The organism is Stenotrophomonas capsici (assembly GCF_034961085.1).
Taxonomy (GTDB): Bacteria; Pseudomonadota; Gammaproteobacteria; order Xanthomonadales; family Xanthomonadaceae; genus Stenotrophomonas; species Stenotrophomonas capsici.
Window position 1 is genome coordinate 1 of sequence record NZ_JAYFUH010000128.1, and the last position, 26,359, is coordinate 26,359.

Below are 26,359 nucleotides of genomic sequence, written 5' to 3' on the forward strand. Positions count from 1 at the left end.
CAGCCCATAGGCAGCGGCCACGGCGTAGGAGGTTCCGCTGTAGAACACGTCGCCCTTCACCGGCGGCGTGAACTCGAAGATCGCATGGGCCAGCCGGAACTGCGGTTGTCGCGCCGGTACCACGTAGGCCGAACCGGCCTGGAAACGCTTGCCATCGACCTCGACATCGCGGGCCAGCGCGTGCACCTGGATGCGATGCTGGAGCAGCACGGCCAGCAAGCGGTGGGTGAGCGTGGGGTCGGCGGCATCACCGAACACCCAGTCCCGCACCGGGTAAGCCGCCGCCTGCGTCAACGCGCTGCGGAAGAAGTCCTTCTGCAAGGCGAGCAGACGCACCCGGTCCTCGACCGCCCCGCGCACACTGGCCAACCCGGTCGCGACCTGGTTGCGGATGGTGAAGTTGAAATGCAGCGGACCGTTGACCGACTCCTGCACCAAGCCGCGCGAGCTGGCCTGCTCCACGGTGACGCCGACGCCGCCGTGGAAGTCCGGATAGGTGGAGCCGTAGATCGGCGAGAAGTTGTCGAAGTTCTCGCCGGTGTAGTACAGCGAACCCAACGCATCGAGCGCCTGCGCATGGAAGCGCGCCAGCCAGTGGTTGGCCGCGTACGAGGACTTCGGCAGCAGTGGGCTTTCCATGCTCTTCGGCGAGGGCTCGAAGTAGTAGGTGCTGTCCTTGCCCATCTCGTGGAAGTCGATCTGGATGTTCGGGTACCAGCGATGGAACTGCGCGACCTTGGGCCAGCTGTCGGCCTGTGCCAGGGCCAGCCAGTCGCGGTTGAGGTCGGTGAAGTAGTGGTTGACGCGGCCACTGGGGAACGGCTCGACGTGCTCCTTGTCGGCCGGGTCGGCCGACGGCGGGCGAGACCCCCAGGCGTTGTGCCAGTTGGCGGCGCGGTCGCGCCCGTCGGGGTTCTGCGCCGGATCGATCACCACCACCGCCTCGTCCAGCCAGCGCGCGGTTTCCGCGTCCTGGTTGGCGGCCAGATAGTACGCCGTGAGCAGGGCCGCCTCGGCACTGGAGGTCTCGTTGCCATGCACGCTGTAGCCCAGCCAGACCACCGCTGGCGCGTCGGCGCCCGGGGCCGATTGCGCCGGGTCCACCTGCGCCTGTCGCTGCGCCAGGATCTGCGCGCGGCGCGCATGGTTGCGCGGCGAAGTGATGGTCACCAGCAACAGCGGGCGATGTTCGTAGCTCTGGCCGATGACCTCGACGGTGACACGTTCCGAAACACGCGCCAGTTCGTTGAAGTACGCCACCAGTTGATCGTGCCGGGTGTACTGGCTGCCGATGTCGTAACCGAGGAACTGCTGCGGCGAGGGCACCTTCGCATCGAACTGCTGCGCGGCTGGAAAGTAGTAGCTGGATTGGGCGAAGGCCGGTGTTGCGCTGACAGCTGCCGCGAGCAACAGGACAAGGACAAGGCGAAATGACATGGGCGACGGATTCCCCGGTTGTTTGGCACGGATCACGAACGGTGCCGGCTGTTCACTTCTCCCACGCATGGGAGAAGGTGCCCCGTAGGGGCGGATGAAGGCGCTTCGGGCGTTGGGTTGTGGCGTACGGGGGTGGATCGAGCCGAGCCACTGCGGACACCCGTTCGGCCCTCACCCCAACCCCTCTCCCGCATGCGGGAGAGGGGCTTGAGTCAATGTGCCAAGCGCCCGCATGCGGGAAAGGCATGAGTCAATGCGTGACGCTCCCTCTCCCGCACGCGGGAGAGGGGCCCACGGTCAGAAGCGGTAGTCGAAGCCCACCGTGTAGTAGCGGCCGCGCAGGTCGTACTGGCTGAAGTCGTACGGAGCGCGCACGCCCGGGAAGGTCGCGTCATGCGGCGGCTGACGGTCACCGATGTTCTGCACCTTGGCGTAGACGGTGAGTTTGTCGATGCCGGTGTAGCCCAGGTACAGGTCGAACTGGCTGTAGCTGGCCACCTCCTTCTGCACCGCCTTGGCCGCGGCGCTGCCTTCCTGGTCGTAGCCGCTGGTGTAGTACCAGGTGAGTGCGGTGCGCCAGTCGCCCAGCGACCAGTCCAGCGTGGTGGTGGCCTTGGTATCGGGCAGGGACGGGCCGAGGTTGGAGCCGGCGTAGTCCACCAGCGGGCCGCCGGTGACCTGCGGGCGCTTGTAGTCGATGACATAGGTCAGCGCCGAGGACAGGCCGAACGCACCCAGGCGCGCGGTGGACCAGCCCTGGCGCAGTTCCACGTCGATGCCGGAGGTCTCCAGCTCGCTCAGATTCTGGTAGCGGTTGTAGACGGCCAGCAGCTTGCCGCGCGCATCACGCAGCACGTTGGCCGGGTTGTTCTCGGCCACCAGCGTGGTGGTGTTGCCGCTGCCGATCAGGTTGTCCAGCTTGATGCGGTAGTAGTCCACGCTCAGGCTGGTGCGCTGCCACGGCGAGAGCACGATGCCGGCGTTGAAGCTGCGCGTGCGCTCCGGGTCCAGGTTGTTGTTGCCGACGGTGAAGAAGGTCGGGTTCTGCCGCGAACCGGCCACGTCCGGATCGTGCGGATCGACCACCGAGCCGTAGGCGATGCTGGTGGAGGCCGAGTTCTCCGACAGCGACGGTGCACGGAAACCGCGCGAGGCCGCGGCGCGGACCAGCAGCCAGTCCAGCGGCTGCCAGCGCAGCCCCAGCTTGGGCGAGAACGCATTGCCGAAGTCGCTGTAGTGGTCCGCGCGCGCGGCGGCCTGCAGCTCCAGCGTGCTGTGCAGCGGCACGTTCAGTTCGGCGTAGGCGGCGCTGACCTTGCGCTCGCCGTGCACCTCGGCAATGGCCGGACGCACCTGCAGGCCGGCATCGATCTGCCAGGGGTTGTCGGAGTCCAGCGTTTCCTGGCGCCATTCGGCGCCGGCGGCGAAGCCGATGGTGCCGGCCCAGGTCGAGCCCAGCGTGCCGGAGACCTTGGCATCCAGGCCCTTGAGCACCGAATCGGCCGGGCGCAGCGTGCTCAGGCCGATGGCCTTGAGCACGGCCGGGTCGGTCGCCGACGGGTTGAGCAGGTTGTAGCTGCCCGACGCGAGCGCGTCGTACAGCGCCCAGCGGTTGGCGAAGCCGCCGGAGACGGTTTCACGCTCCTTGCTCGCGGCCTGGAATGCTCCCACTTCCCAATCCCACTTCTCGCCGCTGCCACGCAGGCCAACCACCCCGCGGTACGCCTTGGAGCGGTTGGTCTTGATGGTGCCGCCGAGGTTGAAGAACGTGTATTCGATCGGCACGTCCACGCCGTACGGGTTGTACGGGTTGCCGGCGGGCAAGGTCGAACGCACCGGCTCGGCCAGCCCGGTGTCGGCGTTGAGCGCAAAGCGCCCGCTTTCCAGGGTGAAGAACGGGCTGGAGCCGAACCAGGACACGCCCTTGATGTCGCTGTAGATCACTTCGGCGAACGCATCGACCGAATCATTCAGGCGCAGCGTGCCGTTGACGTAGGCCTGCCAGCGCTTGGTCGACGGGATCAGCGTGGTGTATGGCGCCTGGTTGAACGCGCAGGTATCGCCGGCCAGGCCGTCGATCGGTGCGCTGGCGGTGAGCACCGTGCCTTCCGGGCAGTTGCCGCTGGCATCGAGCATCGGCACCGACTTGCCGTTGACCAGGAAGCGCGCGCCCTTGGCCGACCAGCCGTTCCAGCGGCCACCGGCCAGGTCGGTGTAGATGCCCGAGCGGGTCAGCGCACGCTGGTCTTGGTCCAGGCGGTCGCGGTTGTAGCCTTCCAGCGAGACCAGGATGTTGTAGCCATCCGTGTCCAGGTCACCGATGCCACCGATGAACTTGACGTTCTGCTGGTCCAGGCCGCCGGCGTCGGAGGTGCCGCCGCTGACGCCCAGCTCGGCGCCCTCGAAGCCCTGCCGGGTGATGATGTTGACCACGCCGGCCACCGCGTCGGAACCGTACACGGCCGAGGCGCCGTCCTTGAGCACTTCGATGCGCTCCACCGCCACCAGCGGCAACGCGTTGAGGTTGACGAAGGTGTCGGACAGGCCACCGGACGGGAAGCCATAGTTGGCCAAGCGGCGGCCGTTGAGCAGCACCAGCGTGTTCTTCTGCGACAGGCCACGCAGGCCGATGCCGGCCGAGCCCGAGGCCCAGCCGCTGTTGCTGGTTTCGTTGGCGGCGTTGCCGGTGTTGGCGGAGATGGAGCGCAGCAGGTCGGCGACGGTGGCCTTGCCGGATTCCTCCAGCTGCTGGCGTTCGATCACCTGCACCGGGTTGGCGGTCTCGGTGTCGCTGCGCTTGATGTTGGAGCCGGTGACTCGCACCGCCTCCAGCGTCTTGCTGTCGTTGGCGGCCTCGGCGAAGGCGTGGGGGGAGAGCGCCGCGGCGGCAGCCGCGACGGCGATGGCAAGCAGGGAACGATTGGGCATGAGCTCGGGGGGGAGGAAGCGGAAATTGCCCGGCAAGTAGGACATGCGCGGTAAATGTCCGGCCAATAACCTCCGCTCATCCACACATGACGAAAAGTTACATCTCTTCATCAAGATGGATGAATATATGAAAACCTGCGTCCGCGGCCCGCATCGGACCGGGCCGGCACATGGCCTGTCATCGCCCTACAATTGCGCGCATGGATATTTTCAAGGTTTTCACCCTCGAAGCCGCACACCGGCTGCCCAACGTGCCGCCGGGCCACAAGTGCGCACGCCTGCACGGCCACTCGTTCCGCGTGGAACTGCGGGTCAGCGGCGAACCGGGCGCCGACACCGGCTGGATCATGGACTTCAGTGACCTGAAGGCCGCCTTCCAGCCGCTGTATGACCAGTTGGACCATCACTACCTCAACGACATCCCCGGCCTGGAGAACCCGACCAGCGAGCGCCTGGCCATGTGGATCTGGGAACGCTTGAAGCCTTCGCTGCCGCTGCTCAGTGAAGTGGTGGTGCATGAGACCTGCACCTCCGGCTGCAGCTATCGCGGCAGCTGAAGGGCGCCAGCCCTGCCGTAGGCGCGGCCTCGGCCGCGAAGCCAGTACAGGCACCGGCCCGCCCACTTGCATCGGCGGCGCATCACTGCCGACATCCGGCACCGCGCCAAGCGCTCCCCCCTCCCCTCCGCCTGCGGCGAAAGGGCGGGGAAACGGCGCGCAAAACTGAATGGGTCAGAAAAATCTGTCCCGCGGTGTTGCACTGCGCAAAATCCGCGCTATGCTGCAACGCAACAAAGGCCCTCCGGAACGCCGTGATGTCCGCCCAGTTCAACGATTTCAGCAGCTACACCCAGCAGCTCGCCGCCGCGGCCAACCGCGCGAACCGGCTGACGCTGGAGAATGCCGAAAGCGTGTTCGGGGTGCAGCTGCGCACCCTGGAACGGAACACCAATGCCACCGCGGGCTTCTTCGGTGAGCTGGCCCAGGCCGGCGCCCAGGCCGACCTGCAGGCGTTGCTGCCCAAGGGCATGCAGTTGGCACGTGACAACTTCGAGCGCCTTGCCTCGGCCGGACAGGAAGTGATCGGCCTGAACCTGAAGACCAGCGAGGCGCTGGGTGCACTGGCCAGCCAGCCGTTCACCGCCACGCCCAAGGCCAGCGGCAAGACGCGCTGAACCTGCAACCGAATTTGCGCGGTCCCCTCCCCCGCGCAATCCCAGACCCGTCAGCATCCCCTCCCGCTGACGGGTCTTTTTTTGCCCGTCCGTTGCCGCCACCGGCCTGCCTTGCAGGAGGCAGTGACGCGCGGGCGGCGCGGCAATGCGCCTGCGGTGGCAAAATCACCGGCCCCGTCGCGGTTAGACTCTCACGATGTTCAGCACCAACACGCTTACCGGCAGCAAGCCGGAACAGTACGCCCAGTTGCTGGCCCAGGCCCGCGCCCTGGTACACGGCGAAACCGACCGGATCGCCAACGCGGCCAACCTGTCGGCGCTGGTCTACCACGCACTGCCGCAGTTGAACTGGGTGGGTTTCTACTTCTACGACGGCACCGAACTGGTGGTCGGGCCATTCCAGGGCCTGCCGGCCTGCGTGCGCATCCCGCTGCACAGCGCGGGCGGCGCGGCAATGCGCCTGCGGTGGCAAAATCACCGGCCCCGTCGCGGTTAGACTCTCACGATGTTCAGCACCAACACGCTTACCGGCAGCAAGCCGGAACAGTACGCCCAGTTGCTGGCCCAGGCCCGCGCCCTGGTACACGGCGAAACCGACCGGATCGCCAACGCGGCCAACCTGTCGGCGCTGGTCTACCACGCACTGCCGCAGTTGAACTGGGTGGGTTTCTACTTCTACGACGGCACCGAACTGGTGGTCGGGCCATTCCAGGGCCTGCCGGCCTGCGTGCGCATCCCGCTGCACAAGGGCGTGTGCGGCGCGGCGGCCAGCACCCGCCAGACCCAGCGCATCGAGGACGTGGATGCGTTCCCGGGCCATATCGCCTGTGACTCGGCCTCGCGTTCGGAACTGGTCGTGCCGCTGGTACGCGATGGCGAACTGGTCGGCGTGTTCGACATCGACAGCCCGGTGCTGGCGCGCTTCGATGGTGATGACCAGCTCGGGCTGGAAGCCATCGCGCAGGTTTTCGTCGAGGCGCTGCGGTGAGCACCACCAAGCTGCGCAACATCGGCCCGAAGAGCGCGGCCTGGTTGCGCCAGGTCGGCCTGCGCACCGAACAGGACATCGCCGCGGTCGGTGCGGTGGGCGCCTTCATGAAGGTGCGCCGGGCCGGCTTCAAGCCCAGCCTCAACCTGCTGTATTCGCTGGAAGGCGCGCTGGTGGGTTGCCACTGGCAGGAGGTACCCGAGGCACGCCGGCAACAACTGGTCTGCGAGTACGAAGCGGTGGCCGGCGAGCTGACCACGCTGCGCGCCGCGCAGGTGGCCGGCCCCGTGCACGAGACGCGCATGCAGCCGGAGGACGAGCCCGAGGAAACCGGCGAGATCCGCTTCGGCGAGGAGTGAGCCACGCTTGTGTGCAGGAGCGGCCAAGGCCGCTCCCGCGACACCGTGTGTTGTCAGGACACGCCTGCCGCTATCACCAGCACCGCCAGCAGCATCGTTTCGGTGACCTCGACGCTGGCGCCCAGGCAATCGCCGGAAATGCCCCCCAGCCGGCGACGCCAGTACAGCGCCACCAGCGGCACCAGCAGCAGGGCGACCAGCAACGGCCAGGCGACGATCGCGGTGATCACCGCCAGCAGCACCGCCCACAGCCACATCGAACGCAGGCTCAGCTGCCATGAAAACCGCTCGGCCATGCCGGCGCCATGCAGCGAGGGCAACCGCCGGCTCCACCACAAGGTGCCCCAGCGGGCCCAGACCGGCACCAGCACGATGCCGTACCACAGCGGGCTGACCGCCAGCTCGGTCAGCAGCACGAACTTGAGCAGCAGCTGCATCACCAGCGTGACCACGCCGAACACGCCCATGTGCGGGTCCTTGAGGACCTCGAGGAAACGCTGCGGATCGCGATGCGATGCGCCGAAGGCGTCGGCCACGTCGCCCAACCCGTCCAGGTGCAGCGCGCCGGTCACCCACACCCAGACCAGCAGGGTCAGCACCCCGGCCAGCCACGGACGGTCGGCGAAGCCGTACAGCGGCAGCGCGAGCAGGACGCCGATGATCGCTCCCACCAACGGGTAGTACACCGCCGAACGGCTCAGGTCCTCCTGGCGGAAGTCCCGTACCTGCGGCGTCGGCAGCCGGGTCAGGAACTGGATGGCGAGGACCAGCCGGCGCATGCTCATGCCTGCCGCAACTCCAGCAGTTCGCCCCACAGGCGGCCATCGTCGCCGCGCTCCACGCGCAGGCGCACGCGGGTGCCATAGTCGATGCGCATCGCCCACAACACCGACAACGGCATGCCGCACACGCGCGATACCGCCAGCCGCAGCACGCCGGCGTGGCTGACCACCAGCACCGGCTGGCCGTCACCGTCGTCCTCGTCCACCAGGCGATGCAGCTGCTCCTCCACGCGCGCCCGGAACTGCGGCCACGACTCGCCGTTGGGCGGCACCGTGTCGTGCGGTTCCTCGTAGAACGCGGCCAGCTGCTCGGCGGGCAGTTGGTCGAAGTGCAGGCCGTCCCAGTCACCGAAATCCAGTTCGGCCCAGTCCGGGTGGATCTCGCAGAACTGGTTGCTGCCGGCCACCAATGCATGCGCGGTGTCCAGCGCGCGTCGGCGCGGCGAGCTGATCACCCGGCTCCAGCCGATGCCGGCATGGCTGCGGTACAGCGCATCCATCGCACCGTCGATCAGAGGCGGGTCGGTACGGCCGTCCAGGTGGCCGGAGCGGCCGGTGGAGGCATGTCGCATCAGGTCCAGGATCATGGCGTGCCCTCGCGATCGGCGACCGCCGCTTCGGCAAAGGTGGCCATGCCGTTGTGCAGCGCGCACGCCATGCGCACCAGCGGCAACGCAAGCGCCGCACCGGAGCCCTCGCCCAGCCGCAGGTCCAGCGACAGCAGCGGCTGTGCCTGCAGCGCGTCCAGCAGGTGCAGATGGCCGCGCTCGGCCGACTGGTGCGAGAACAGCAGCCACGGGCGCACGCCCGGATTGATGCGTACCGCGGCCAACGCCGCCGCCGAAACGATGAAGCCATCCACCAATACCGGCACCCTGCGCTGCGCGGCGCGGATCATCGCCGCGCTGATCGCGGCGATCTCCAGCCCACCCACGCGCTGCAGGGCTTCCATCCCGGGCGATGCCGCGGCGTTGATCGCCTCGCCGTGCAGGGCCAGCGCGCGGGCGATGATGTTCTTCTTCTGCACCATGCGCACCGCGTCCAGCCCGGTGCCGGCACCGACCAGGTCTTCCAGCGGCAGCGGCCCCAGCGCGGCGGCCAGCGCACTGGCGGCGGTGGTGTTGCCGATGCCCATCTCGCCGAACACCAGCAGGTCGGCACCGTCGGTACAGGCCGCATCCACCGCACGGCGGCCGGCGTCGAACACCGCGTGCAGATCCGCCGCGGACATCGCCGCCCCGACGCTGAAGTCGTCCGTGCCCGGCCGGGGCTTGTCGCTGACCACGCCGGCGATCGGCTGCGTGGCGCGGCTGCCCACGTCCCACACGTGCAACGGCAGGCCCAGCTCACGCGCGAGCACCGCGATGGCGGCACCGCCGGCGGCGAAGTTGTGCAGCATCTGCACGGTGACTTCGGCCGGATAGGCCGAGACGCCCTGCGCGGCCACGCCGTGGTCGCCGGCGAACACCAGCACCGGTACCCGCCGGGCCTGTGGCTGCAGCGTGCCCTGCAGCGCCGCCAGTTCGATGGCCAAGGCTTCCAGCCGGCCCAGCGCACCTTCCGGCTTGGTCAGCTGCCGCTGGCGGACGATGGCCTGCTGCCGGTGCTCCTGCGAAGGCAGCCCGCAGGCCTGCCCGAACCATGTTTCTGTCACGAGTGTTCCGATACTGCCAAGGCAATCGGGCATTTTAGCCGCCGCCACGGGATTGCGGACCGCCACGCCCGGGAACCTCAGGACACCGCGCAGCAGGGCGTGATGTGCATTCACGGGCACCGTCAGGGCCAATGGCATAGAATGCGCGCACTTTCGGGTGACCCACCGGCTTGGCCGGCGGGTTGAAACGGGAAGCCGGTGCCGCGCACGGCTGGATCTCCAGCCTGTCGCCATTCCGGCGCTGCCCCCGCAACGGTAAGCAGGACAAGGCCAGGCAACACCGCCACTGTGCAAGGCACGGGAAGGCGCCTGACCGGAAGCAGCCATGCTGCTTCGCCTGCGAGTCCGGAGACCGGCCCGAAAGCCGACTGGTTGCGATGCGGAGGGCATGGCGGCGGCTGCGGCGCCGCGTGCGCGCCTGCTTCCGTCCCTTCCCTCTCCTGGCAGCCCCACCCGTTTGTCTGCGCGGGAGCGCGCAGGCCCAGGAGCAAGCATGAAACTGCATTACCACACCCTCTCCCTCGCCGTACTGATGGCGCTGCCGGCCGTTGCCGCCGCGCAGTCCAGGACCACCGACCTGGACGACGTCACCGTCACCGCCACCCGTACCCCGGTTGCCGTCGAGGCCAGCGTGGTCCCGGTGCAACTGATCGACCGCGACCAGATCGACCGCAGCCAGGCCAACTCGGTGCTGGAGCTGCTGCGCGGACGCGCCGGCCTGGACTTCGCCAACCAGGGCGGCACCGGCAAGATCACCTCGCTGTTCCTGCGTGGCACCAACTCCAACCAGGTGCTGGTATTGGTGGATGGCGTGCGCGTGGGCTCGGCCACCAGCGGCATGGCCGCACTGCAGGACCTGCCGGTGGACCAGATCGAGCGCGTTGAAATCGTGCGCGGCCCGCGTTCGAGCCTGTACGGCTCCGAGGCCATCGGCGGCGTGATCCAGATCTTCACCCGCACCGCCGGCCAGGGCCTGCAGCAGAACCTGTCCATCACCGCCGGCAGCAACAACCTGCGCCAGGCCAGCGCCGGCTTCAGCAACCGTGGCGAGCGCGGCTGGATCTCGGCCCAGGGCGGCTACCAGAAGACCGATGGCATCAATGCCTGCCGCGGCACCGCCGCTGGCTGGGGCGCTGGCTGCTTCGCCGATGAACCGGACCGCGACGGCTACCGCAACACCTCGATCAACGTGCGCGGCGGCTATGCGCTGACCGACACGCTGAGCCTGGAAGGCCACGTGCTCAACGCCGACAGCTTCAACGAATACGACGGCAGCATCTTCGGCGGCAACGAGGCCGACAACCGCCAGCAGGTCTACGGCGGCAAGCTGGCATGGGCCGCGTCCGATGCGTTCCAGCTGACCGCACAGGTCGGCCGCAACCGCGACCAGGCCGACAACTACTTCGCCGCCAACGGCAGCCGCACCTTCGCCAGTAATTTCGACACCCGTCGCGACACCGCCAGCGTGCAGGGCGACTTCCAGTTCGCCGAAGGCCAGCAGCTGACCGCCGGTGCCGATTGGCAGAACGACAAGGTCACCAGCTCCACCGCCTACGACATCGGGGACCGCGACAACCTCGGCGTGTTCGTCGAGTACCAGGGCCAGTTCGGCGCGCACTCGCTGCAGGCCAGCGTGCGCAATGACGACAACGAGCAGTTCGGCAACCACACCACCGGCAGCCTGGGTTACGGCTTCGCCTTCGGCAACGGCTTCCGCCTGACCGCCAGCGCCGGCACCGGCTTCAAGGCACCGACCTTCAATGACCTGTACTACCCGGGCTTCAGCAACCCGGACCTGAAGCCGGAAGAGTCCAAGAGCCTGAACATCGGCATCGCGCAGTACGCCGACAACTGGAACTGGACCTTGAACGCGTACGAAACCCGCGTGGACCAGCTGATCGGCTACGACAGCAGCTTCAACATCGTCAACGTCGCCGAGGCCCGCATCCGTGGCGCCGAGCTGACCGGCTACCTGTCGCTGGCCGGTTTCGACATCAACGCCCAGGCCAGCTTCACCGACCCGCGCGACCACACCTCCGGCGCGGCCACCTACGACAACCTGCTGGCCCGTCGTGCGCGCACCAGCGGTCGCCTGGACGTGGACAAGAGCTTCGGCCCGGTGCGCCTGGGCGTGACCGCGGCCGGCAGCGGCCACCGCTTCGACAACGCCGCCAACACGGTGCGTCTGGCCGGCTATGGCACCGTGGATGTGCGCGCTGAGTACGCCATCAACGATGCATGGAGTGTCCAGGCCAAGGCCGCCAACGTGTTCGACCGCGCGTACGAAACCGTTGCCTGGTACAACCAGCCGGGCCGCGAGTACCAGCTGACGCTGCGTTACCGCTCCAAATAATTACCAAGTAACGAGCAATGAAGAATGCCCCGGTTCGCCGGGGCATTTTCTTGGGTGTTATGGAACAGGGCCGTGCTCCGCGGAGGCGTTACCGGCAAAGTCCCCGCCGATCATTCCTCGCAAGGCACCACCAGCGGTACGCCACGGGTGGGATGTTCGATCACCTGCACCGCCTGCCCGTACACCTGCCCGATGATGTCGCGGGTCAGCACCAGGCGTGGTGCGCCATCAGCAGCGATGCGGCCTTCGCACAGCATCACGATGCGGTCGGCATAGGCCGAGGCCAGATTGAGGTCATGCAGCACCACCACCACGCAGCGCCCCTGCCAGGCCAGTTCACGGGCACTGCGCAACGTGCGCTCCTGATGGCGCAGATCCAGCGCGGCGGTGGGCTCATCCAGCAACAGCACCGGCGTGCACTGCGCCAACGCGCGTGCCAGCGAGGTGCGCGCGGCCTCGCCACCGGACAACGTCTGCACGTCGCGGCCGGCCAAGGCACCCACCTCCACTTCGGCCATGGCCTGCGCGGTGATGCGTGCGTCCTGTTCGCGGTCAGGCGGATGCGGCAAGCGCCCCATCGCCACCACCTCGTGCACGCTGAAGGCGAACCGCACCACGTGATCCTGCGCCATCACCGCACGCTGCAACGCCAGTTCGCGCACCGGCCAATCCGCCAGTGCACGCCCGGACAACAACGCGCTGCCCTGGTCTGGCACGGCATCACCGGCCAGCAACGCCAGCAAGGTTGATTTGCCTGCGCCATTGGGACCCACCAGCGCGGTAAGCGTGCCGGCTTCCAGGCGCAGGCTCACCCCGGACAGCACCCGGCGATTGCCCCGCATCACCCCGGCGTTGCGCAGCTCCAGCAACGGCGTGCTCATGCCGCCCCCCGGCCACGCCTGTGCAGCACCAGCCACAGGAAGAACGGTGCACCCAGTGCCGCCGAGAACAGGCCCAGCGGGATTTCGGAGGGCGGATCCAGCGTGCGCGCGGCGGTATCGGCCACCACGATCAACAACGCCCCGGTCACGCCCGACAGCGGCAGCAACCAACGGTGTCCCGGGCCGGCGAGCATGCGCACCAGGTGCGGCACCACCAGCCCGACGAAGCCAATGCTGCCGGCGAATGCCACCGCCGCGCCCACCAGCAGCGCGCTGAACACCACCAGCAGCAGCCGCGTGCGTGGCACGTCCAGACCGATATGGCGCGCCTGGCGCTCGCCCAGGGCCAGCATGTCCAACGGCCTCGCCAGGCGCCACAGCGCCAGCAGGCCGACCAGGAACACCGGTGCCACCGCTGCCACGTCGTTCCAGCGCGCGTGCGCCAGCGAGCCCATCTGCCAGAACACCAGCGACTGCAGTTCGCTCTCGCTGGCGATGTAGGTCAGGAAGCCAACCGCCGCCGAGCAGGCCGCACCGATGGCGATGCCAACCAACAGCAATGTGGCAGTGCCCTCACCGCGCCCGGGCCGCGCCAACAGGTAGATCAACGTGGTGGCACCAGCGCCACCGAGAAAGGCTGCGAGGGGAATGAGCCAGGCGCCCAGCGTTCCGGCGCCAAGCACGATGGCGGCCACCGCACCCAGCGATGCGCCCTGGCTGACACCGACGATGCCCGGGTCGGCCAGCGGGTTGCCGAACAATCCCTGCAGGGCGACGCCGGCCATCGCCAACGACGCGCCCACCAGCGCTCCCAGCAGCGCGCGCGGGATGCGCAGCTGCCAGACCACGCCCATGTCGCGGGCACTGACCGTGTGCGGATCGGCCAGCCCGAACCGGGCGGCGATGGCCTGCAGGACGTCAGCAGGCGGCAGCTTCAGCGGGCCGACGGCGAAGGACAGCAGCACCGCGGCCAGCAGCACCGCCGCCAACAACACCAGCAACAGCGCACCGTTCGGTCGCCGCACCTGCCCGGCGATCATCCGCGCGCGAGTTCGGCCAGGGCCTGCGCCAGCGCCAGCGCGCCCGCGCCGGAGCCCACGCTGGTGGCCTTCAACGCGATGTCCGGCATCACCCAGACGCGGTTGGCGGCGCCGGCCGGCGTATGCCGCAGGGTCGGATACGCCTTCCACAACCCGGCTTCACCGCCGAACAGGCGCAGGTCGTTGTCGGTCACCAGGATCACCTCCGGTGCTGCCGCCACCACGCCCTCGTTGCTGAGCTGCGAGTAATTGGCTACCCCGGCTTCCTCGCCGATGTTGATGCCACCGGCCAGCGTGATGAGCTGGTTGGCCGCGCTGTCGGCGCCGGCGACGGTCGGCAACCCTCCCGCACCGCTGGCCGACAGCGCGATCACGCGCGGACGCCGTGGGTTGTGCGCAGCCATGGCCGCGGCCTGGTCCATCTGCGCCTGCACCTGCATGGCGAGTGCCTGCCCCTGCACGGGCAGCCCGACCGCCTCGGCCACCTTGCGCACCTTGTCCGGCGGCGGCTGCAGGTCATCGATCACCACCGCTGCATGCCCGGTGGCACGCAGGCGCTCGGCCAGCACGCCATGGCGGCGCAGGCTGTTGCCCAGGAACAGGCTGCCGTCCAGGCTGAGCACGCCTTCCACGCCGGTGGTGCGGTTGAACAGGAAATGCTTCTCGGCGGCCTTGCCGGCCGCGGTGGCCGAGCGCTCGGGCGCGGCGTAAAGGTTGTCCGCCAGGCCCAGCGCTTCGAGCACGGCGATCACGTCGTCGCCGCCGGCCACGATGCGGCCGACGTCGCGAACCTCCACCTCGGCACCGTCGTCGGAACGTACCCGCGCCGGCAGTCGCGGCGCGGCCGCCGTGGCTTGCGGGACATCCTGGCCGGCCACGCGCTTCCAGCCCTGCGGCAGGCCAGCGGTATCGGCGCCGCCGCCAGCGGTTGCCGAGGGCGTGGGCGATGCCGGCGTAGGCGATGGGGCACGGTTGCAACCCACTACCAGCACCGCCAGCAGCAGGCCCAATCCCGTTGGCAGGATGGTGGGGTTCTTCATCAGGGGTTCCTCGTTGGTGGCGCTTGCGCGCGCGGTCCGTGCCACGGCAAGCCCTTTCATGGCAGGGCGGGAGATGCCGTCACCGGCACCTCCCGCATGCCCGCACGACGTCGCGTGCCGGCGTGGCGGTTACTCCCGGGTCGGGATGAAGCGGGTGATGCGATCACCGTTGGCATCGTCCTCGCCACGCGACTTGTTGATCGCGAACATCGCCGTGCCCGGGCCCTTGCTGACGTGGTTCGGGTAGGTGCCACCATCGAGGTTGGCGACGATGTTGCCAGCCTCGTCCACCACCGTCACCGTGCCGGCACCGCGGTTGCTGACATACGCCAGGCGCGTGGCCGGGCTGTAGGACACGTTCAACGCACCGGCACCGACGTAGACATCGTGCTCGACCTTGCCGCTTTCCGGCTCGACCACCAGCAGGTTGTCGCTGCCCTGCGCGACCACCAGCAGACGCTTGGCCAGCGGGTTCCAGGCCACGCCGATCGCGCTGCGCGCGTTGCCCAGCGCGATCACCTTCTCCACCTTGCCCGCGGCTCCGTCGATGATCGCCGCCTCGGCCGAGCCGAGGCTGGCGGTGTACACCTTGCCGGTGGCCGGATCGATGTCCAGGCTGGTCGGGGTGAAGCTCTCGCCGCGCTTGCCCGAAGCCAGGGTGATGTTGTCCAGCTGCTGCAGCGTGCGCGTGTCGAACACGCTGATGAAATCCTCGCCGGTCGCCGAGACATAGGCACGATTGCGCTGCGGGTCGATGACCACGTCACGCGAATGCGACACCGCCCCCACCGGGAACTGCTTGACCAGCGCCAGGTCCGACTGGCGGTACACCGCGACCGTGTCCTGGCGGGTGTTGGTCACCCACACGTTGCCATGGGTGTCATCCACGCCGACCCCGTACACGGCGAACAGCCCGCCTTCGCGCGCGGGTTGGCCCGGTTGCGCGGCCGGTGCCGGTGCCGCCTGCGGCGAGACGCGGGCCAGGACCTGCAGGGTTTCCGGGTCGACCTTGAGCAGTTCGGACTGCTTCACCGGTGGGCGGCCCACCGCGCTGGTCACGAACGCGGCCTTGCTCGCGGGGCTGTAGGCCACCTGGTACAGGCCCTGCACCAACCGGTTGCTGGCGGCCTGGATGCGCTCCTGGCCGGACAGTGGCACCTCCCGCGAAACCTTCAGCGCGAAGATCGACGCCGCGTCCGGGCTGCTGGCGCGCACCACGATGGGTTGCGCGCCGACGGCCGCATCGGCCGGGATGTGCAACGTTCCCCGGAACCGGCCTTCACCATCGGCCACGTAGGGCTGTGCGTTGAGCACGCTGTCACCGCGTTGCAGGGTGACCTTCTGCCCCGACGTGAAGCCGCTGCCCTCGATGCCGGTTTCACTGCCCGGCAGCACCACCGGCGCGGTCGCGCGGACGCTGCCCTTGAAGTCGACGTCGGGCTGGCCGAATACCTGTGCGCCGGCGGCGCCGGTCGCAAGCAGCAGGGCCAGGCCGAGCACGGCCGGGCGCGGGAAACGGGAAGGGATGACTGCCATGGCGCATTACCTCATCGATCGATGCACGCCCTTGGCGTGCGGGTGGGGTGATTGCCTGGGCCATGACGCGGCCTGGGTTGTCTGGCGGGCGGCGCATCGGCCGCCGTGTGCGAAGGTCGGCCGCGGTTGCGGCTCAGGGACGCGGCTCGCCGCTGCGGTCGCCGATGCCGGCCACCCGGTGCAGGGTGCGCATCAACGAGGCGCGGAACATCGGCCCGTGGCTGAGCCCGTCGAACTCGATGTACTCGGTGTCCAGTCCCGGCACCTGCTGCAGTCGCGTGCCCAGCGCGGTGGCGGCCCCGGAGGGCGCGCCGGAGATGCGCTTGAGGTGGGCCTGCACCCGCGGGTTGCCCATGTCGCGGTTGCTGAAGTCCGGCGTGCGCTCGCCGCCGCCGAGCATCAGCAGCAGGCGTGCGTGATGGCCGGCATTGTTGGCGATGAACTGCCGTTCCGGTGCGCCGAGCATCGCGCCCTGCGTCCACCACAACGATGGACTGGCCGCGGCATAGGTCTGGAACGCCCCGGCGCGGGTGTACAGCGCGTGCAGCACGAACAGGCCACCGAGGGAATGCCCCCACAGCGTCTGCTGGCTGGCGTCCAGCGCGGCCCGGCGCGCCACTTCCGGCCGGACCTGGCGTTCCAGGACGTCCAGGAAGGCATTGGCGCCCCCGCCGGAGACGGTGCCATCCTCGCCTTCATCGGCGAACGGCGTGTAGTCACGGGTGCGTGCCGGCGAGTCGATGCGCAACGGGTTGTCGTAGCCGACGAACACCAGCAGGCTCGGCGTGGTCCGCGCCAGTTCTTCCAGCACGCTGTCATCGAACTCGATCAACGCCGCATTGCCGTCCAGCATCCAGATCGCCGGGAAACCCGCGGCAGGCGCCTTGCCGGTCGGGATCCCCAGGTTCACCCGCCAGCGACGGCTGCCGTCGGCACTGCTCACCACGAACCGCTCGAAGCGGTAGTGCGCGGAGCTGCGGTCGGCCACCGTCTCGCCGATCACCTGCGCGGGATTGCGCTGCTGTGCCGCCAACGGCGGTGCTGCCAACAGCGTCGTGGTTGCAATGATCGCCATGGCCATCACCACCATGGCACGGCGCAGCGCGCCGTGCGTGCCCCTGTGCATCGCCACCGCCCTCAGAAGCCGACCGTCAGGTTGACCCAGTAGCTGCGGCCGGGCTCGTTGTAGGTGGCCGCGCCCGCACCGGTGGCGCTGGTGCTGGTAGTGCCTTCGCGGAACAGGCGCTTGTCGAACAGGTTGTTCACGCCGCCACCCACGCGCACCTTCGGGGTGATCCGGTACTGGCCGCCCAGGCTCCACAGGTCATAGGCACCACGCGTGTCCGGCGGCAGCACCGCACCGGTGGTGCTGGACTGCGTGGCCGACTCCTGCTTGCCGTAGAAGGTGCCGGTCAGCATGAACGATAGCTGCGTGTTCACCTGCCAATCCAGGAACGTGTTGATGGTGTACTCGGGGATGATCGACAGCGGCTGGTCGGTGGTCTTGTCGACGTTCTCGATCATCCAGGTGACGTTGGTGTTCCACGACAGCACGTCGCCGCCGCCGACCAGCGGTACCTTCAGGTTGCCCTCCACGCCGCGGATGATCGCCTCGGGCGCATTGGTCCACTGGAACACCTGGCCCTTGGTGTCGTTGGTCACGCCGATGCGGTCCTGGCCGGCGACGATCTTGTCCTTGTAATCGTTGTGGAAATAGGTGACCGAGGCGTGCCAGCCGTTGTCCGGCGCCCACTCGATGCCGATCTCCTTGTTGATGCTGGTTTCCGGATCCAGGTCGGCGTTGCCCATCACGTAGCAGCCCGAGCCCATGTTCGGGCTCAGCACCGGGCAACCGTTGCCACGCGTGTAGTACAGGTAGTCCGGGTTGGCCTGGTACAGGTTCGGTGCCTTGAACGCACGCGCGATGCCGCCCTTGATCGCCCAGTCCTGGGCCAGCTTGAACTGCACGTTGAGGCTGGGGCTGAGGTTGTTGCCGAACTGCGAGTGATGGTCGAAGCGCACGCCGGGGGTCACCGTCCAGCGGTCACCGACGTACAGGTTGTCCTCGATGAACACCGCGGCGAACTGCTGGTCGGTCTTGCCGGTGCGCGCGCCGCTGTATCCCGGGATGCCACCGCCGCTGCTGGAGCTCTGCGTCACCGAGTACGGGTCATCCAGCTTCAGGTCGCGGTATTCGAAGCCGACCGTCGCGACCTGGTCGATGCCACCCCAGCCCAGCGGCACGTTGATCTCGCCGTCCACCCGCGCGGAGGTCAGCTCGGAGGTGGAGAAGCTGGCGTTCTCGTTGATCGAGCCTTCCGGTCCGCCGGCCAGGCCTTCGTTGAGGCGGGTGTTGTCGGTGTCCTCGTAGGCGGCGGTGATGCGCGAGGTGCCCCAGTCGTAGCGACCGCGATGGGTCAGGCCGAACGAACGGCGCAGCATGATGTTGGTCTCCGCGCCGAACAGGTCGTTCAGGCGCTGGAAGCCGTCGCCGCTGACGCCGCGTTCACCGGAATAGATGTTGCCCTGGCGGCTGACGCTGGCATCCAGTTCGACCACGTGGTCGTCGTTGATGTCGTAGCGCAGCAGGCCGCTGATGTCGCGGTTGCGCACGCCCTCGCGGCCGGCCGGCGGGGTCACGCCGGTGGCGAAGTCCTGGTTGAGTTCCAGTGCATCCGGGTCGGTCTTGTTGATGTTGCCGAACAGCCGGAAGGACAGGCGCTCGCTGAGCGGGCCGGACAACTGGAAGCCAACGCGCTCGCTGTCCCCCTCGGCGCTGTGCTCGGCCTGGCTGCCGTACAGGGTGAGCGAACCGGTCAGGTCACCGGTCGGTTTCTTGGTGATGATGTTGACCACGCCACCGGAAGCGCCGGACCCATAGCGCGCGGCGGCGGGGCCACGCAGCACTTCGATGCGCTCCACCGCTTCGGCCGGCACCCAGTTGCTGTCGCCGCGGCTGTTGCGTTCGCCGCTGCGCCCCATGCGCACCGAATCACGCGAGCTCACCGGGCGGCCGTCGATCAGGATCAGCGTGTTCTCCGGGCCCATGCCGCGGATGTCGATCTGGCGGAAGTTGCCGTAGGCACCAGAAGCGGTATTGCCGGTGAGGTTGATGCCCGGCATGCGGCGGATCACTTCGGACAGGTCGTTGGCCGGCGGCAGGCGCTCCAGGTCCACCGAGGTGATCACCGAGGTGCCCAGCGCCTGGCGTGCGATCTGTTCGGCGGTGACATGCACGGTGTCGATGTCGGTCGCGGCGGCAACGCCCTCGGCGGCGGCCGGGCCGGCGACCAGGGCGGACAGGGCCAGCGCGACGGCCAGCGGGCGACGACGGGACAACAGGGCACGCGCGGACAACCGCGACGAGGAACGACGGGACATGGCAAAGCCTCTCGACAGTGGGGTTGCGAACCTCTGGCGACGGCTTGAGGAACGGTGGATCACGATGCAGCCACCGGGATCACACACCAGGCGCGCTGCTGAATGACGAGCAGTCTACACCAAATGATAATGATTATTACTAACTTTCGGATGCGACAAAGCGCCGCGCGCGGGGTGGAGCGCAGCCATTGGCGCCGGGCTGTACCGGGAAAGCGCCTGCCGAGCGTGGCCCGGCACTACCGGCCGGTCATGCGAGGTGGCCCAGCAACTCCGGCAGCGCATCGATCACCGCCACCGCATCGGTGGCATCCAGGTCCAGATCGCGCGGATAGCCGTAGCGCACCAGCACGATCGGCATGCCGGCGTTGTCGGCCGCGCCCAGGTCGGTGGCCGAATCGCCCACCATCAGGCAGGCCTGCACCGGCTGCCCGAGCAAAGTCGCGGTGTGCAGCAGGGGTTCGGCTGCGGGCTTGCGCTGCGGCAACGAGTCGCCCCCGATGATGTGCGCGAAGAAGCCGGCGATATCCAGATGCTCGAGCAACGGCGGCACCAGCGCGGCCGGCTTGTTGGTGCAGATGGCCATCGGCAGGCCACGCTGGCGCAGTGCCTGCAGCGTCTCGACCACGCCGTCGTACAACTGCGGGCTGCGCAGCAGGCAATCGCGGTAATGGCGCATGAAGGTCGGCATTACTTCATCCAGCGTCCGCTCGCTGCCAGCGTCATTGAGCGCAGTGGTGACCAACTTGCGCACGCCTTCGCCAATCCAGCTGCGCACCGTGGCCTCGCTCACACGTGGCAGCGAGAGATCTTCCAGCGTGCGGTTCACCGCTTCGGCGATATCGCTGGCACTGTCCACGAGCGTGCCATCCAGATCGAAAACCACTGCCGACGTTGCCAATGCATTACTCCGTTTGCGAAAGCAGAAGATTGTAGCGAAACGCCTGAAAACTCCCCCTTCTTCCGCACGCGGGAGAGGGGCTCGAAGCAAAGAATCTGAACACCCTTCCTTCTCCCGCAGGCGGGAGAAGCTGTGTCGCAGAGAGCGCCCAACGCTGCGGCATCAACCCGCCGCTCATTTCAATCTTCGCTCCCTACATTCCGAAACAGATCGCCCTGCACCACCACGTCCTCGCGGTCACGGAAGCCGGACAGGCCCACGCCCACCAACCGGTACAAGGTGTCCGCCGGCAGCTGCACGCGCTGACACAACGCCAATGCGATGTCGCGCAGCTCCTCCACCGACGAGGGCGGCGCTTCCGGGGTGAAGCTGCGGGTGAGGATGCGGAACTGCGCGGTCTTGAGCTTGAGCACCACGGTGTGCCCCACCCGCTCGGTGCGCCCCGTCGCGCGCCAGGTCTTCTCGGCCAGTTGCGTGATAACCTCGTCGAACTGGCCCAGCGGCAGGTCCTCGCTGAAGGTGTCCTCCGAGGAGATCGACTGCACCGGCTGGTCCGGCTCCACCGGCCGCTCGTCGATGCCACGCGCGCGCCGGTACAGGCTGCCGCCGAACGTACCGAACAGGGCCTGCAGCTGCTCCAGCGGGATCGTGCGCAGGTCGCCGACGGTGGCGATGCCCAGCGCCGACAGCTTGCCTTCCATCACCTTGCCCACCCCGGGCACGCGGTTGACCGGCAGCGGCGTCAGGAACTGTTCCACCTTCGAGGGCGGCACCACGAACTGTCCATCCGGTTTGCGCCAGTCCGAGGCGATCTTGGCCAGGAACTTGTTCGGCGCGATGCCGGCCGAGGCGGTGAGCTGAGTGGCTTCGCGGATCTGCGCGCGGATGGTGCGGGCGATCTCGGTGGCGATGCCGTCGCAGGTCGGCGAGTCGGTCACGTCCAGGTAGGCCTCGTCCAGCGACAGCGGCTCCACCAACGGCGTGTGCTGCAGGAAGATCTCGCGGATCTGCCGGGACACCGCCTTGTAGCGGACGAAATCCGGCGGCACGAAGATCGCGTCCGGGCACAGCCGCTCGGCACGCAGCGCCGGCATCGCCGAGCGCACCCCGAAGGTGCGCGCCTCGTAGGACGCCGCGCAGACGACTGAACGGGCGCCCCGCCAGGCCACTACCACCGGCTTCCCGCGCAAACCGGGGTCATCGCGCTGCTCCACGGACGCATAGAAGGCGTCCATGTCGACATGGATGATCTTGCGAAGCTGGGCCACGACAACAGTCCGAAACGGTCGCCAACATGATAGCTGTTGTCGCTAAATGCACACTTGTCCTCACAATTGTGCAATTCAAAACGTTCCGTAACAGCCTTCTAACGGCTGCTAACTGCGCCGAACATACGCAACCGTCCAGTTAAAACATTTGATTGAACGCAGGTGCTGACGCATGCTCGGCGCCTCGTTCCTGGCTTTGGACACCCCCCGGATGACCCGTCTGCACACGTTCTCCCGCGACCAGTTGCTGGCCAGCGCGCGCGGTGAACTCTTCGGCCCCAACAAGGGCCGCCTGCCCAACGACCCGATGCTGATGTTCGACCGCATCACCGACATCCGCGAGGACGGCGGCGCCTACGGCAAGGGGCTGATCCGGGCCGAGCTCGACATCAAACCGGACCTGTGGTTCTTCGGCTGCCACTTCATCGGCGACCCGGTGATGCCCGGCTGCCTGGGCCTGGATGCCATGTGGCAGCTGACCGGCTTCTTCCTGACCTGGCTGGGCGCCGAAGGCCGTGGCCGCGCCCTGGGCTGCGGCGAGGTCAAGTTCACCGGCCAGGTGCTGCCCAGCGCCAAGCTGGTGCAGTACGAAATCGATGTCGCGCGCGTGATCAACCGCAAGCTGGTGATGGCGCAGACCGATGCCCGCATGCTGGTCGATGGCCGTGAGATCTACTCCGCCAAGGACCTGCGCGTGGGCCTGTTCACTTCTACCGAGAGCTTCTGATGCGTCGCGTCGTCATTACCGGCATGGGCATCACGTCCTGCCTTGGCAACGATCTGGATATCGTTTCCAGCGCCCTGCGCGAAGGCCGTCCCGGCATCGTCGCCATGCCCGACCACGCCGAAGCCGGCCTGCGCAGCCAGGTGGCCGGCAAGGTCGAGCTGGACATCGAGGCGCAGGTGGACCGCAAGCTCAAGCGCTTCATGAGCGATGCGGCCGCCTATAGCTACATCGCCATGCGCGATGCCATCGCCGATGCCGGCCTGGACGAAAGCCAGGTCAGCAACGTGCGCACCGGCGTGATCGCCGGCTCCGGCGGCGGCTCCAGCGAATGGCAGGTGGAAGCGGCCGACCTGCTGCGCAACCGCGGCGTGCGCAAGGTGGGCCCGTACATGGTGCCGCGCACGATGTGCTCGACCGTGTCAGCCAACCTGGCCACCGCCTTCAGCATCAAGGGCCTGAGCTACTCGCTGTCGGCCGCCTGCGCCACCTCGGCGCACTGCATCGGCGCGGCGGCCGACCTCATCCGCCACGGCGCGCAGGACATCATGTTCGCCGGCGGCGGCGAGGACCTGCACTGGTCGATGAGCGTGATGTTCGACGCCATGGGCGCGCTGTCCACCAGCTTCAACGACACCCCGTCGGTGGCCTCGCGCCCGTATGACGCCAACCGCGATGGCTTCGTCATCGCCGGCGGCGGCGGCATGCTGGTGCTGGAGGACTACGACCACGCGATCGCGCGCGGCGCGAAGATCTACGCCGAGCTCGTCGGTTACGGCGTGACTTCCGACGGCGCCGACATGGTCGCCCCGTCCGGCGAAGGCGCGGTGCGCTGCATGCAGATGGCCATGGCCACCGTGGATCGCCCGATCGACTACCTCAACACCCACGGCACCTCCACGCCGCTGGGCGATGTGACCGAGCTGGGCGCGGTGCGCGCGGTGTTCGGCGAGGCGGTGCCGCCGCTGTCCTCGACCAAGGCGCTGTCCGGCCACTCGCTGGGTGCGGCCAGCGTGCACGAGGCGATCTTCTGCCTGCTGATGATGCGCGACGGGTTCATGGCCGGCTCGGCCAACATCGAAACGCTGGACGAACGTGCCGAAGGCTTCCCGATCCTGCGCCAGACGCAGGAGGCCACGCTGGACACGGTGATGTCCAACAGCTTTGGCTTCGGCGGCACCAACGCCACGCTGATCTTCGGCCGGGTGTGATCGCTTCCGTTGTGGATGCACGAAAACAGCCGCGCAAGCGGCTGTTTTCGTAGGAGCGGCGTTGGCGGCGACGCTGGAAGACCACCATCGCGCGAAGTGCTCCCCCTCCCCAACCCTCCCCTTGGCTTCGCCAAAGGGAGGGGGCGGTGTCCTTCTCACTTAACCGCCCGGGCGCGCGGTCTCGATCACCACGCCCATCTGCTTGCCGGCCTCGGCCAGGCGCACGCGCTTGCCGTCGCTCCGGGCAACCAGGTAATCGGCGGCCACCCAGCCACTCTTGCCGGCGGCACGCACGTTGCACCATTGCAGGTCGTCCAGGCAGCGCTGCACTTCCACCTGCGTGCCCACCGGCAACACCGCCAGGCGCTCGGCGCGCTGGTCCGGTGCGCTGCGCAGGTTCAAGCCATTGCTGACCTCGGCCGCCGGCTCATTGATGCGCGGCTGGAACCACATCACCACACCGATGATCGCGGCCGAGGCCACGATGCGGAATACGGTACCGGGCTTGCCCCTGGAGGGGCCGAACCACCTTTTCATGGTGAATGTGAATTGGCGCGAATGTCCCCACAGTGTGCCACGCCCAATGTGGATGAAACCGAAACCCCGGCCAAGCCACGCCGTAGCCCGCCCAAGGCAGGTGCTACGGCGTCACTGCCGCCGGGTGCCGGCTCAGGCGACCATGCCGCTGTGCCGCAGCAGCGCGTCGAGCTGTGGGTCACGGCCGCGGAACGCACGGAAGTTCTCAGCGGCGCTGCGGCTGCCGCCACGCGACAACACCTCGGCGCGGAAACGCGCGCCGGTCTCCTGCAGCTTGTCCGGTGCTTCCTCGAAGGCCGCATAGGCATCGGCGCTGAGCACCTCGGCCCACTTGTAGCTGTAGTACCCGGCCGCGTAGCCGCCGGCGAAAATGTGGCTGAACTGGTTCGGGAAGCGGTTCCATGCCGGCGGGAAATTCACCGCCACTTCGCCGCGCACCCGCTCCAGCACCTGCAGCACGCTGTCCTGCGCCGGCTGGTACTGGCTGTGCAGCAGCATGTCGAACAGGCCGAACTCCAACTGGCGCACGGTGAACATGCCGCTCTGGTAGTTCTTCGCGGCCAGCATGCGCTCGAACAGCGCGCGCGGCAGCGGTTGGCCGGTGCTGGCATGGGCGGTCATCGCCTCGACCTGCTCCCACTCCCAGCAGAAGTTCTCCATGAACTGGCTGGGCAGCTCCACCGCGTCCCACTCCACGCCGTTGATGCCCGCCACCGCCAACTCGCCGACGCGGGTGAGCAGCTGGTGCAGGCCATGCCCCATCTCGTGGAAGAGGGTGGTGACCTCGTTGTGGCTGAAGGTCGCCGGCGTGCCGTCGCTGCCGCGGCCGAAGTTGCACACCAGGTACACCAGCGGGGTCTGCACGCCACCGGCGGTGACGCGACGGTTGCGGCAGTCGTCCATCCACGCACCGCCACGCTTGCCCTCGCGGGCGTACAGGTCCATGTAGAACTGGCCGACCAGCGCGCCTTCGGCGTCCACCAGCCGGTAGAAGCGCACGTCCTGGTGCCAGACCGGCGCGGTGTCCGGCTGCACCGTCAGGCCATACAGCCGCTCGATCACGCCGAACAGGCCGGCCAGCACCTTCGGCTCAGTGAAGTACTGCTTCACCTCCTGCTCGGAATAGCTGTAACGCGCCTGCTTGAGCTTCTCGCCGGCATAGGCCAGATCCCAGGCCTGCAGATCATCCAGGCCCAGTTCATCGCGGGCGAAGGTTTCCAGTTCGGCCCGGTCGCGTTGTGCGTACGGCTTGGCGCGTGCCGCCAGGTCACGCAGGAAGCCCAGCACCTGCGGCGCGTCATCGGCCATCTTGGTGGCGATGGAGTACTCGCCGTAGTTGGCAAAGCCCAGCAGCGCCGCCAGTTCGGCGCGGACGGCCAGGATGCGGTCGATGTTGCCGCCATTGTCCAAGGCCGCGTCGCCGAACTCCGAGGCGCGCACCGCATTGGCGTGGTACAGCCGCTCGCGCAACGCGCGGTTGTCGGCATAGGTCTGCACCGGCAGGTAGCACGGCATCTGCAGGGTCAGCTTCCAGCCCTCGCGGCCGTCCTTCTGCGCCGCGGCGCGGGCGGCGGCGATGACATCGGCCGGCAGCCCGGACAATTCGTCCTCGTTGTCCACGTACAGCGCGAAGGCGTCGGTGGCGTCGAGCACGTTCTGCGAGAACGTCGCCTGCAGGCCGGACAGCTCCTCCTGCAACTGGGCGAAACGGGCCTTGTCGGCCTCGCCCAGCTCAGCGCCGCCCAGGCGGAAATCACGCAGGGCGTTGGCCAGCACCTTGGCCCTGGCGTCGTCGTAGGCGCCTGCTTCCGGGGCGGCGGCGAGTGCCTTGTATTGCGCGTACAACGCCGGGTTCTGCGCCACCGCGCTGCCGAAACGGCTGAGCTTCGGCAGGTTGGCGTTGTACACCTCGCGCAGCGCCGGCGTGTTGACCACTGATTGCAGATGCGACACCTGGCCCCAGGCGCGGTACAGCCGCTCGGTGGCGTCGTCCAGCGGCGTCACGAAGCTGTCCCAGCTGACCGGCGCCACCGTCTCGGCGACCTTCACCGCCGCCTCGGCCTCGGCCAGCAGGGTGTCGATGGCCGTGGTGACGTGCTCCGGGCGGATCGCGTCAAAACGCGGCAGGCCGGAAAAATCGAGCAGGGGGTTGGTGTTCATGGTCATCC

General features: G+C 68.1%; 22 protein-coding genes, 1 pseudogene and 1 riboswitch. Of the genes and pseudogenes, 8 read left to right on the forward strand and 15 right to left on the reverse strand.

All coding sequences use genetic code 11. The annotated features are described in order from the left end of the window. Together VA603_RS09680 and VA603_RS09685 are read right to left on the reverse strand one after the other, a co-directional pair. A partial coding sequence (locus VA603_RS09680) for a M14 family zinc carboxypeptidase (protein ID WP_323438679.1) occupies positions 1–1,437 on the reverse strand: 1,437 nt, incomplete at its 3' end. A gap of 297 nt (positions 1,438–1,734) precedes the next feature. Further along, the gene (locus tag VA603_RS09685) at positions 1,735–4,365 is read right to left on the reverse strand and encodes a TonB-dependent receptor plug domain-containing protein (protein ID WP_132865721.1); all 2,631 of its coding nucleotides are present in this window, start codon (positions 4,363–4,365) and stop codon (positions 1,735–1,737) included. 200 nt (positions 4,366–4,565) lie between these two features. Between VA603_RS09685 and queD the strand changes: the two genes are divergently transcribed. The 5 genes and pseudogenes from queD to VA603_RS09710 all read left to right on the forward strand — a co-directional run bounded on the left by queD (position 4,566) and on the right by VA603_RS09710 (position 6,886). After that, on the forward strand, positions 4,566–4,922 hold the full coding sequence (gene queD, locus VA603_RS09690) for a 6-carboxytetrahydropterin synthase QueD (RefSeq protein WP_132865722.1): 357 nt from the start codon (positions 4,566–4,568) through the stop codon (positions 4,920–4,922). A gap of 257 nt (positions 4,923–5,179) precedes the next feature. Continuing rightward, positions 5,180–5,539 (forward strand): phasin family protein, encoded by a 360-nt coding sequence (locus VA603_RS09695; RefSeq protein ID WP_192287718.1) that lies wholly within the window; start codon positions 5,180–5,182, stop codon positions 5,537–5,539. Between the two features lie 196 nt (positions 5,540–5,735). Beyond that, positions 5,736–5,972 (forward strand): annotated as a pseudogene (locus VA603_RS09700) (GAF domain-containing protein); the annotation flags it as partial. A gap of 72 nt (positions 5,973–6,044) precedes the next feature. Next, the gene (locus VA603_RS09705) at positions 6,045–6,527 is read left to right on the forward strand and encodes a GAF domain-containing protein (RefSeq protein ID WP_132865724.1); all 483 of its coding nucleotides are present in this window, start codon (positions 6,045–6,047) and stop codon (positions 6,525–6,527) included. After that, complete coding sequence (locus VA603_RS09710; protein WP_132865725.1) at positions 6,524–6,886, forward strand: TfoX/Sxy family protein; 363 nt, start codon at positions 6,524–6,526, stop codon at positions 6,884–6,886. The genes VA603_RS09705 and VA603_RS09710 overlap by 4 nt, the downstream gene beginning before the upstream one ends. A gap of 53 nt (positions 6,887–6,939) precedes the next feature. Here the strand turns inward: VA603_RS09710 and cobS are convergent, their stop codons facing one another. Genes cobS through cobT form a run of 3 tightly spaced genes read right to left on the reverse strand, consistent with a single transcriptional unit; the run spans position 6,940 to position 9,322 of the window. Then, the gene (gene cobS / locus VA603_RS09715) at positions 6,940–7,671 is read right to left on the reverse strand and encodes an adenosylcobinamide-GDP ribazoletransferase (protein WP_323438680.1); all 732 of its coding nucleotides are present in this window, start codon (positions 7,669–7,671) and stop codon (positions 6,940–6,942) included. After that, a complete protein-coding gene (locus tag VA603_RS09720) occupies positions 7,668–8,255 on the reverse strand; it encodes a histidine phosphatase family protein (RefSeq protein WP_192287721.1) in 588 nt (195 codons plus the stop codon). Before VA603_RS09720 ends, cobS begins: the two co-directional genes overlap by 4 nt. After that, entirely contained in the window at positions 8,252–9,322 is a 1,071-nt protein-coding gene (gene cobT, locus VA603_RS09725; RefSeq protein WP_323438681.1) for a nicotinate-nucleotide--dimethylbenzimidazole phosphoribosyltransferase, read from the reverse strand. The genes VA603_RS09720 and cobT overlap by 4 nt, the downstream gene beginning before the upstream one ends. 138 nt (positions 9,323–9,460) lie before the next feature. Next, a riboswitch (cobalamin riboswitch) is annotated at positions 9,461–9,697 on the forward strand. A 118-nt stretch (positions 9,698–9,815) separates the two neighbouring features. Between cobT and btuB the strand changes: the two genes are divergently transcribed. Further along, complete coding sequence (btuB, locus tag VA603_RS09730) at positions 9,816–11,675, forward strand: TonB-dependent vitamin B12 receptor (RefSeq protein WP_192287723.1); 1,860 nt, start codon at positions 9,816–9,818, stop codon at positions 11,673–11,675. A 110-nt stretch (positions 11,676–11,785) separates the two neighbouring features. Here btuB and VA603_RS09735 read toward each other — a convergent pair whose 3' ends face one another. From VA603_RS09735 to dinB, 8 genes are all read right to left on the reverse strand, one after another. Beyond that, the gene (locus VA603_RS09735; RefSeq protein ID WP_323438682.1) at positions 11,786–12,556 is read right to left on the reverse strand and encodes a heme ABC transporter ATP-binding protein; all 771 of its coding nucleotides are present in this window, start codon (positions 12,554–12,556) and stop codon (positions 11,786–11,788) included. Continuing rightward, positions 12,553–13,596, reverse strand: a complete 1,044-nt coding sequence (locus VA603_RS09740) for a FecCD family ABC transporter permease (RefSeq protein WP_323438683.1) — start codon at positions 13,594–13,596, stop codon at positions 12,553–12,555. The genes VA603_RS09735 and VA603_RS09740 overlap by 4 nt, the downstream gene beginning before the upstream one ends. Beyond that, positions 13,593–14,636 carry a heme/hemin ABC transporter substrate-binding protein gene (locus VA603_RS09745; protein ID WP_323438684.1) on the reverse strand — a complete coding sequence of 348 codons (1,044 nt, stop codon included), beginning with the start codon at positions 14,634–14,636 and terminating at the stop codon, positions 13,593–13,595. The genes VA603_RS09740 and VA603_RS09745 overlap by 4 nt, the downstream gene beginning before the upstream one ends. Positions 14,637–14,765: 129 nt before the next feature. Next, on the reverse strand, positions 14,766–16,172 hold the full coding sequence (locus VA603_RS09750) for a YncE family protein (RefSeq protein ID WP_323438685.1): 1,407 nt from the start codon (positions 16,170–16,172) through the stop codon (positions 14,766–14,768). Positions 16,173–16,305: 133 nt separating this feature from the next. Beyond that, positions 16,306–17,298 carry an alpha/beta hydrolase gene (locus VA603_RS09755; protein WP_425603685.1) on the reverse strand — a complete coding sequence of 331 codons (993 nt, stop codon included), beginning with the start codon at positions 17,296–17,298 and terminating at the stop codon, positions 16,306–16,308. An 11-nt stretch (positions 17,299–17,309) separates the two neighbouring features. Further along, positions 17,310–19,553: a TonB-dependent siderophore receptor gene (locus tag VA603_RS09760; RefSeq protein ID WP_323438686.1), complete on the reverse strand. Its 2,244-nt coding sequence runs from the start codon at positions 19,551–19,553 to the stop codon at positions 17,310–17,312. 247 nt (positions 19,554–19,800) lie between these two features. Next, entirely contained in the window at positions 19,801–20,451 is a 651-nt protein-coding gene (gene gph / locus VA603_RS09765; protein WP_323438687.1) for a phosphoglycolate phosphatase, read from the reverse strand. 179 nt (positions 20,452–20,630) lie between these two features. Then, a complete protein-coding gene (gene dinB, locus VA603_RS09770; RefSeq protein WP_323438688.1) occupies positions 20,631–21,719 on the reverse strand; it encodes a DNA polymerase IV in 1,089 nt (362 codons plus the stop codon). A gap of 211 nt (positions 21,720–21,930) precedes the next feature. On the opposite strand from dinB, the gene fabA reads away from it, so the two are divergent. Both fabA and fabB read left to right on the forward strand, forming a co-directional pair. Next, positions 21,931–22,446 carry a 3-hydroxyacyl-[acyl-carrier-protein] dehydratase FabA gene (gene fabA / locus VA603_RS09775; protein WP_132865737.1) on the forward strand — a complete coding sequence of 172 codons (516 nt, stop codon included), beginning with the start codon at positions 21,931–21,933 and terminating at the stop codon, positions 22,444–22,446. Then, positions 22,446–23,654 (forward strand): beta-ketoacyl-ACP synthase I, encoded by a 1,209-nt coding sequence (fabB, locus tag VA603_RS09780; protein WP_323438689.1) that lies wholly within the window; start codon positions 22,446–22,448, stop codon positions 23,652–23,654. The genes fabA and fabB overlap by 1 nt, the downstream gene beginning before the upstream one ends. Before the next feature lie 159 nt (positions 23,655–23,813). Here fabB and VA603_RS09785 read toward each other — a convergent pair whose 3' ends face one another. Next, positions 23,814–24,191, reverse strand: a complete 378-nt coding sequence (locus tag VA603_RS09785) for an SH3 domain-containing protein (protein ID WP_132865739.1) — start codon at positions 24,189–24,191, stop codon at positions 23,814–23,816. 132 nt (positions 24,192–24,323) lie between these two features. Then, the gene (locus tag VA603_RS09790; RefSeq protein ID WP_425603686.1) at positions 24,324–26,351 is read right to left on the reverse strand and encodes a M3 family metallopeptidase; all 2,028 of its coding nucleotides are present in this window, start codon (positions 26,349–26,351) and stop codon (positions 24,324–24,326) included. Between the last annotated feature and the right edge of the window lie 8 nt (positions 26,352–26,359).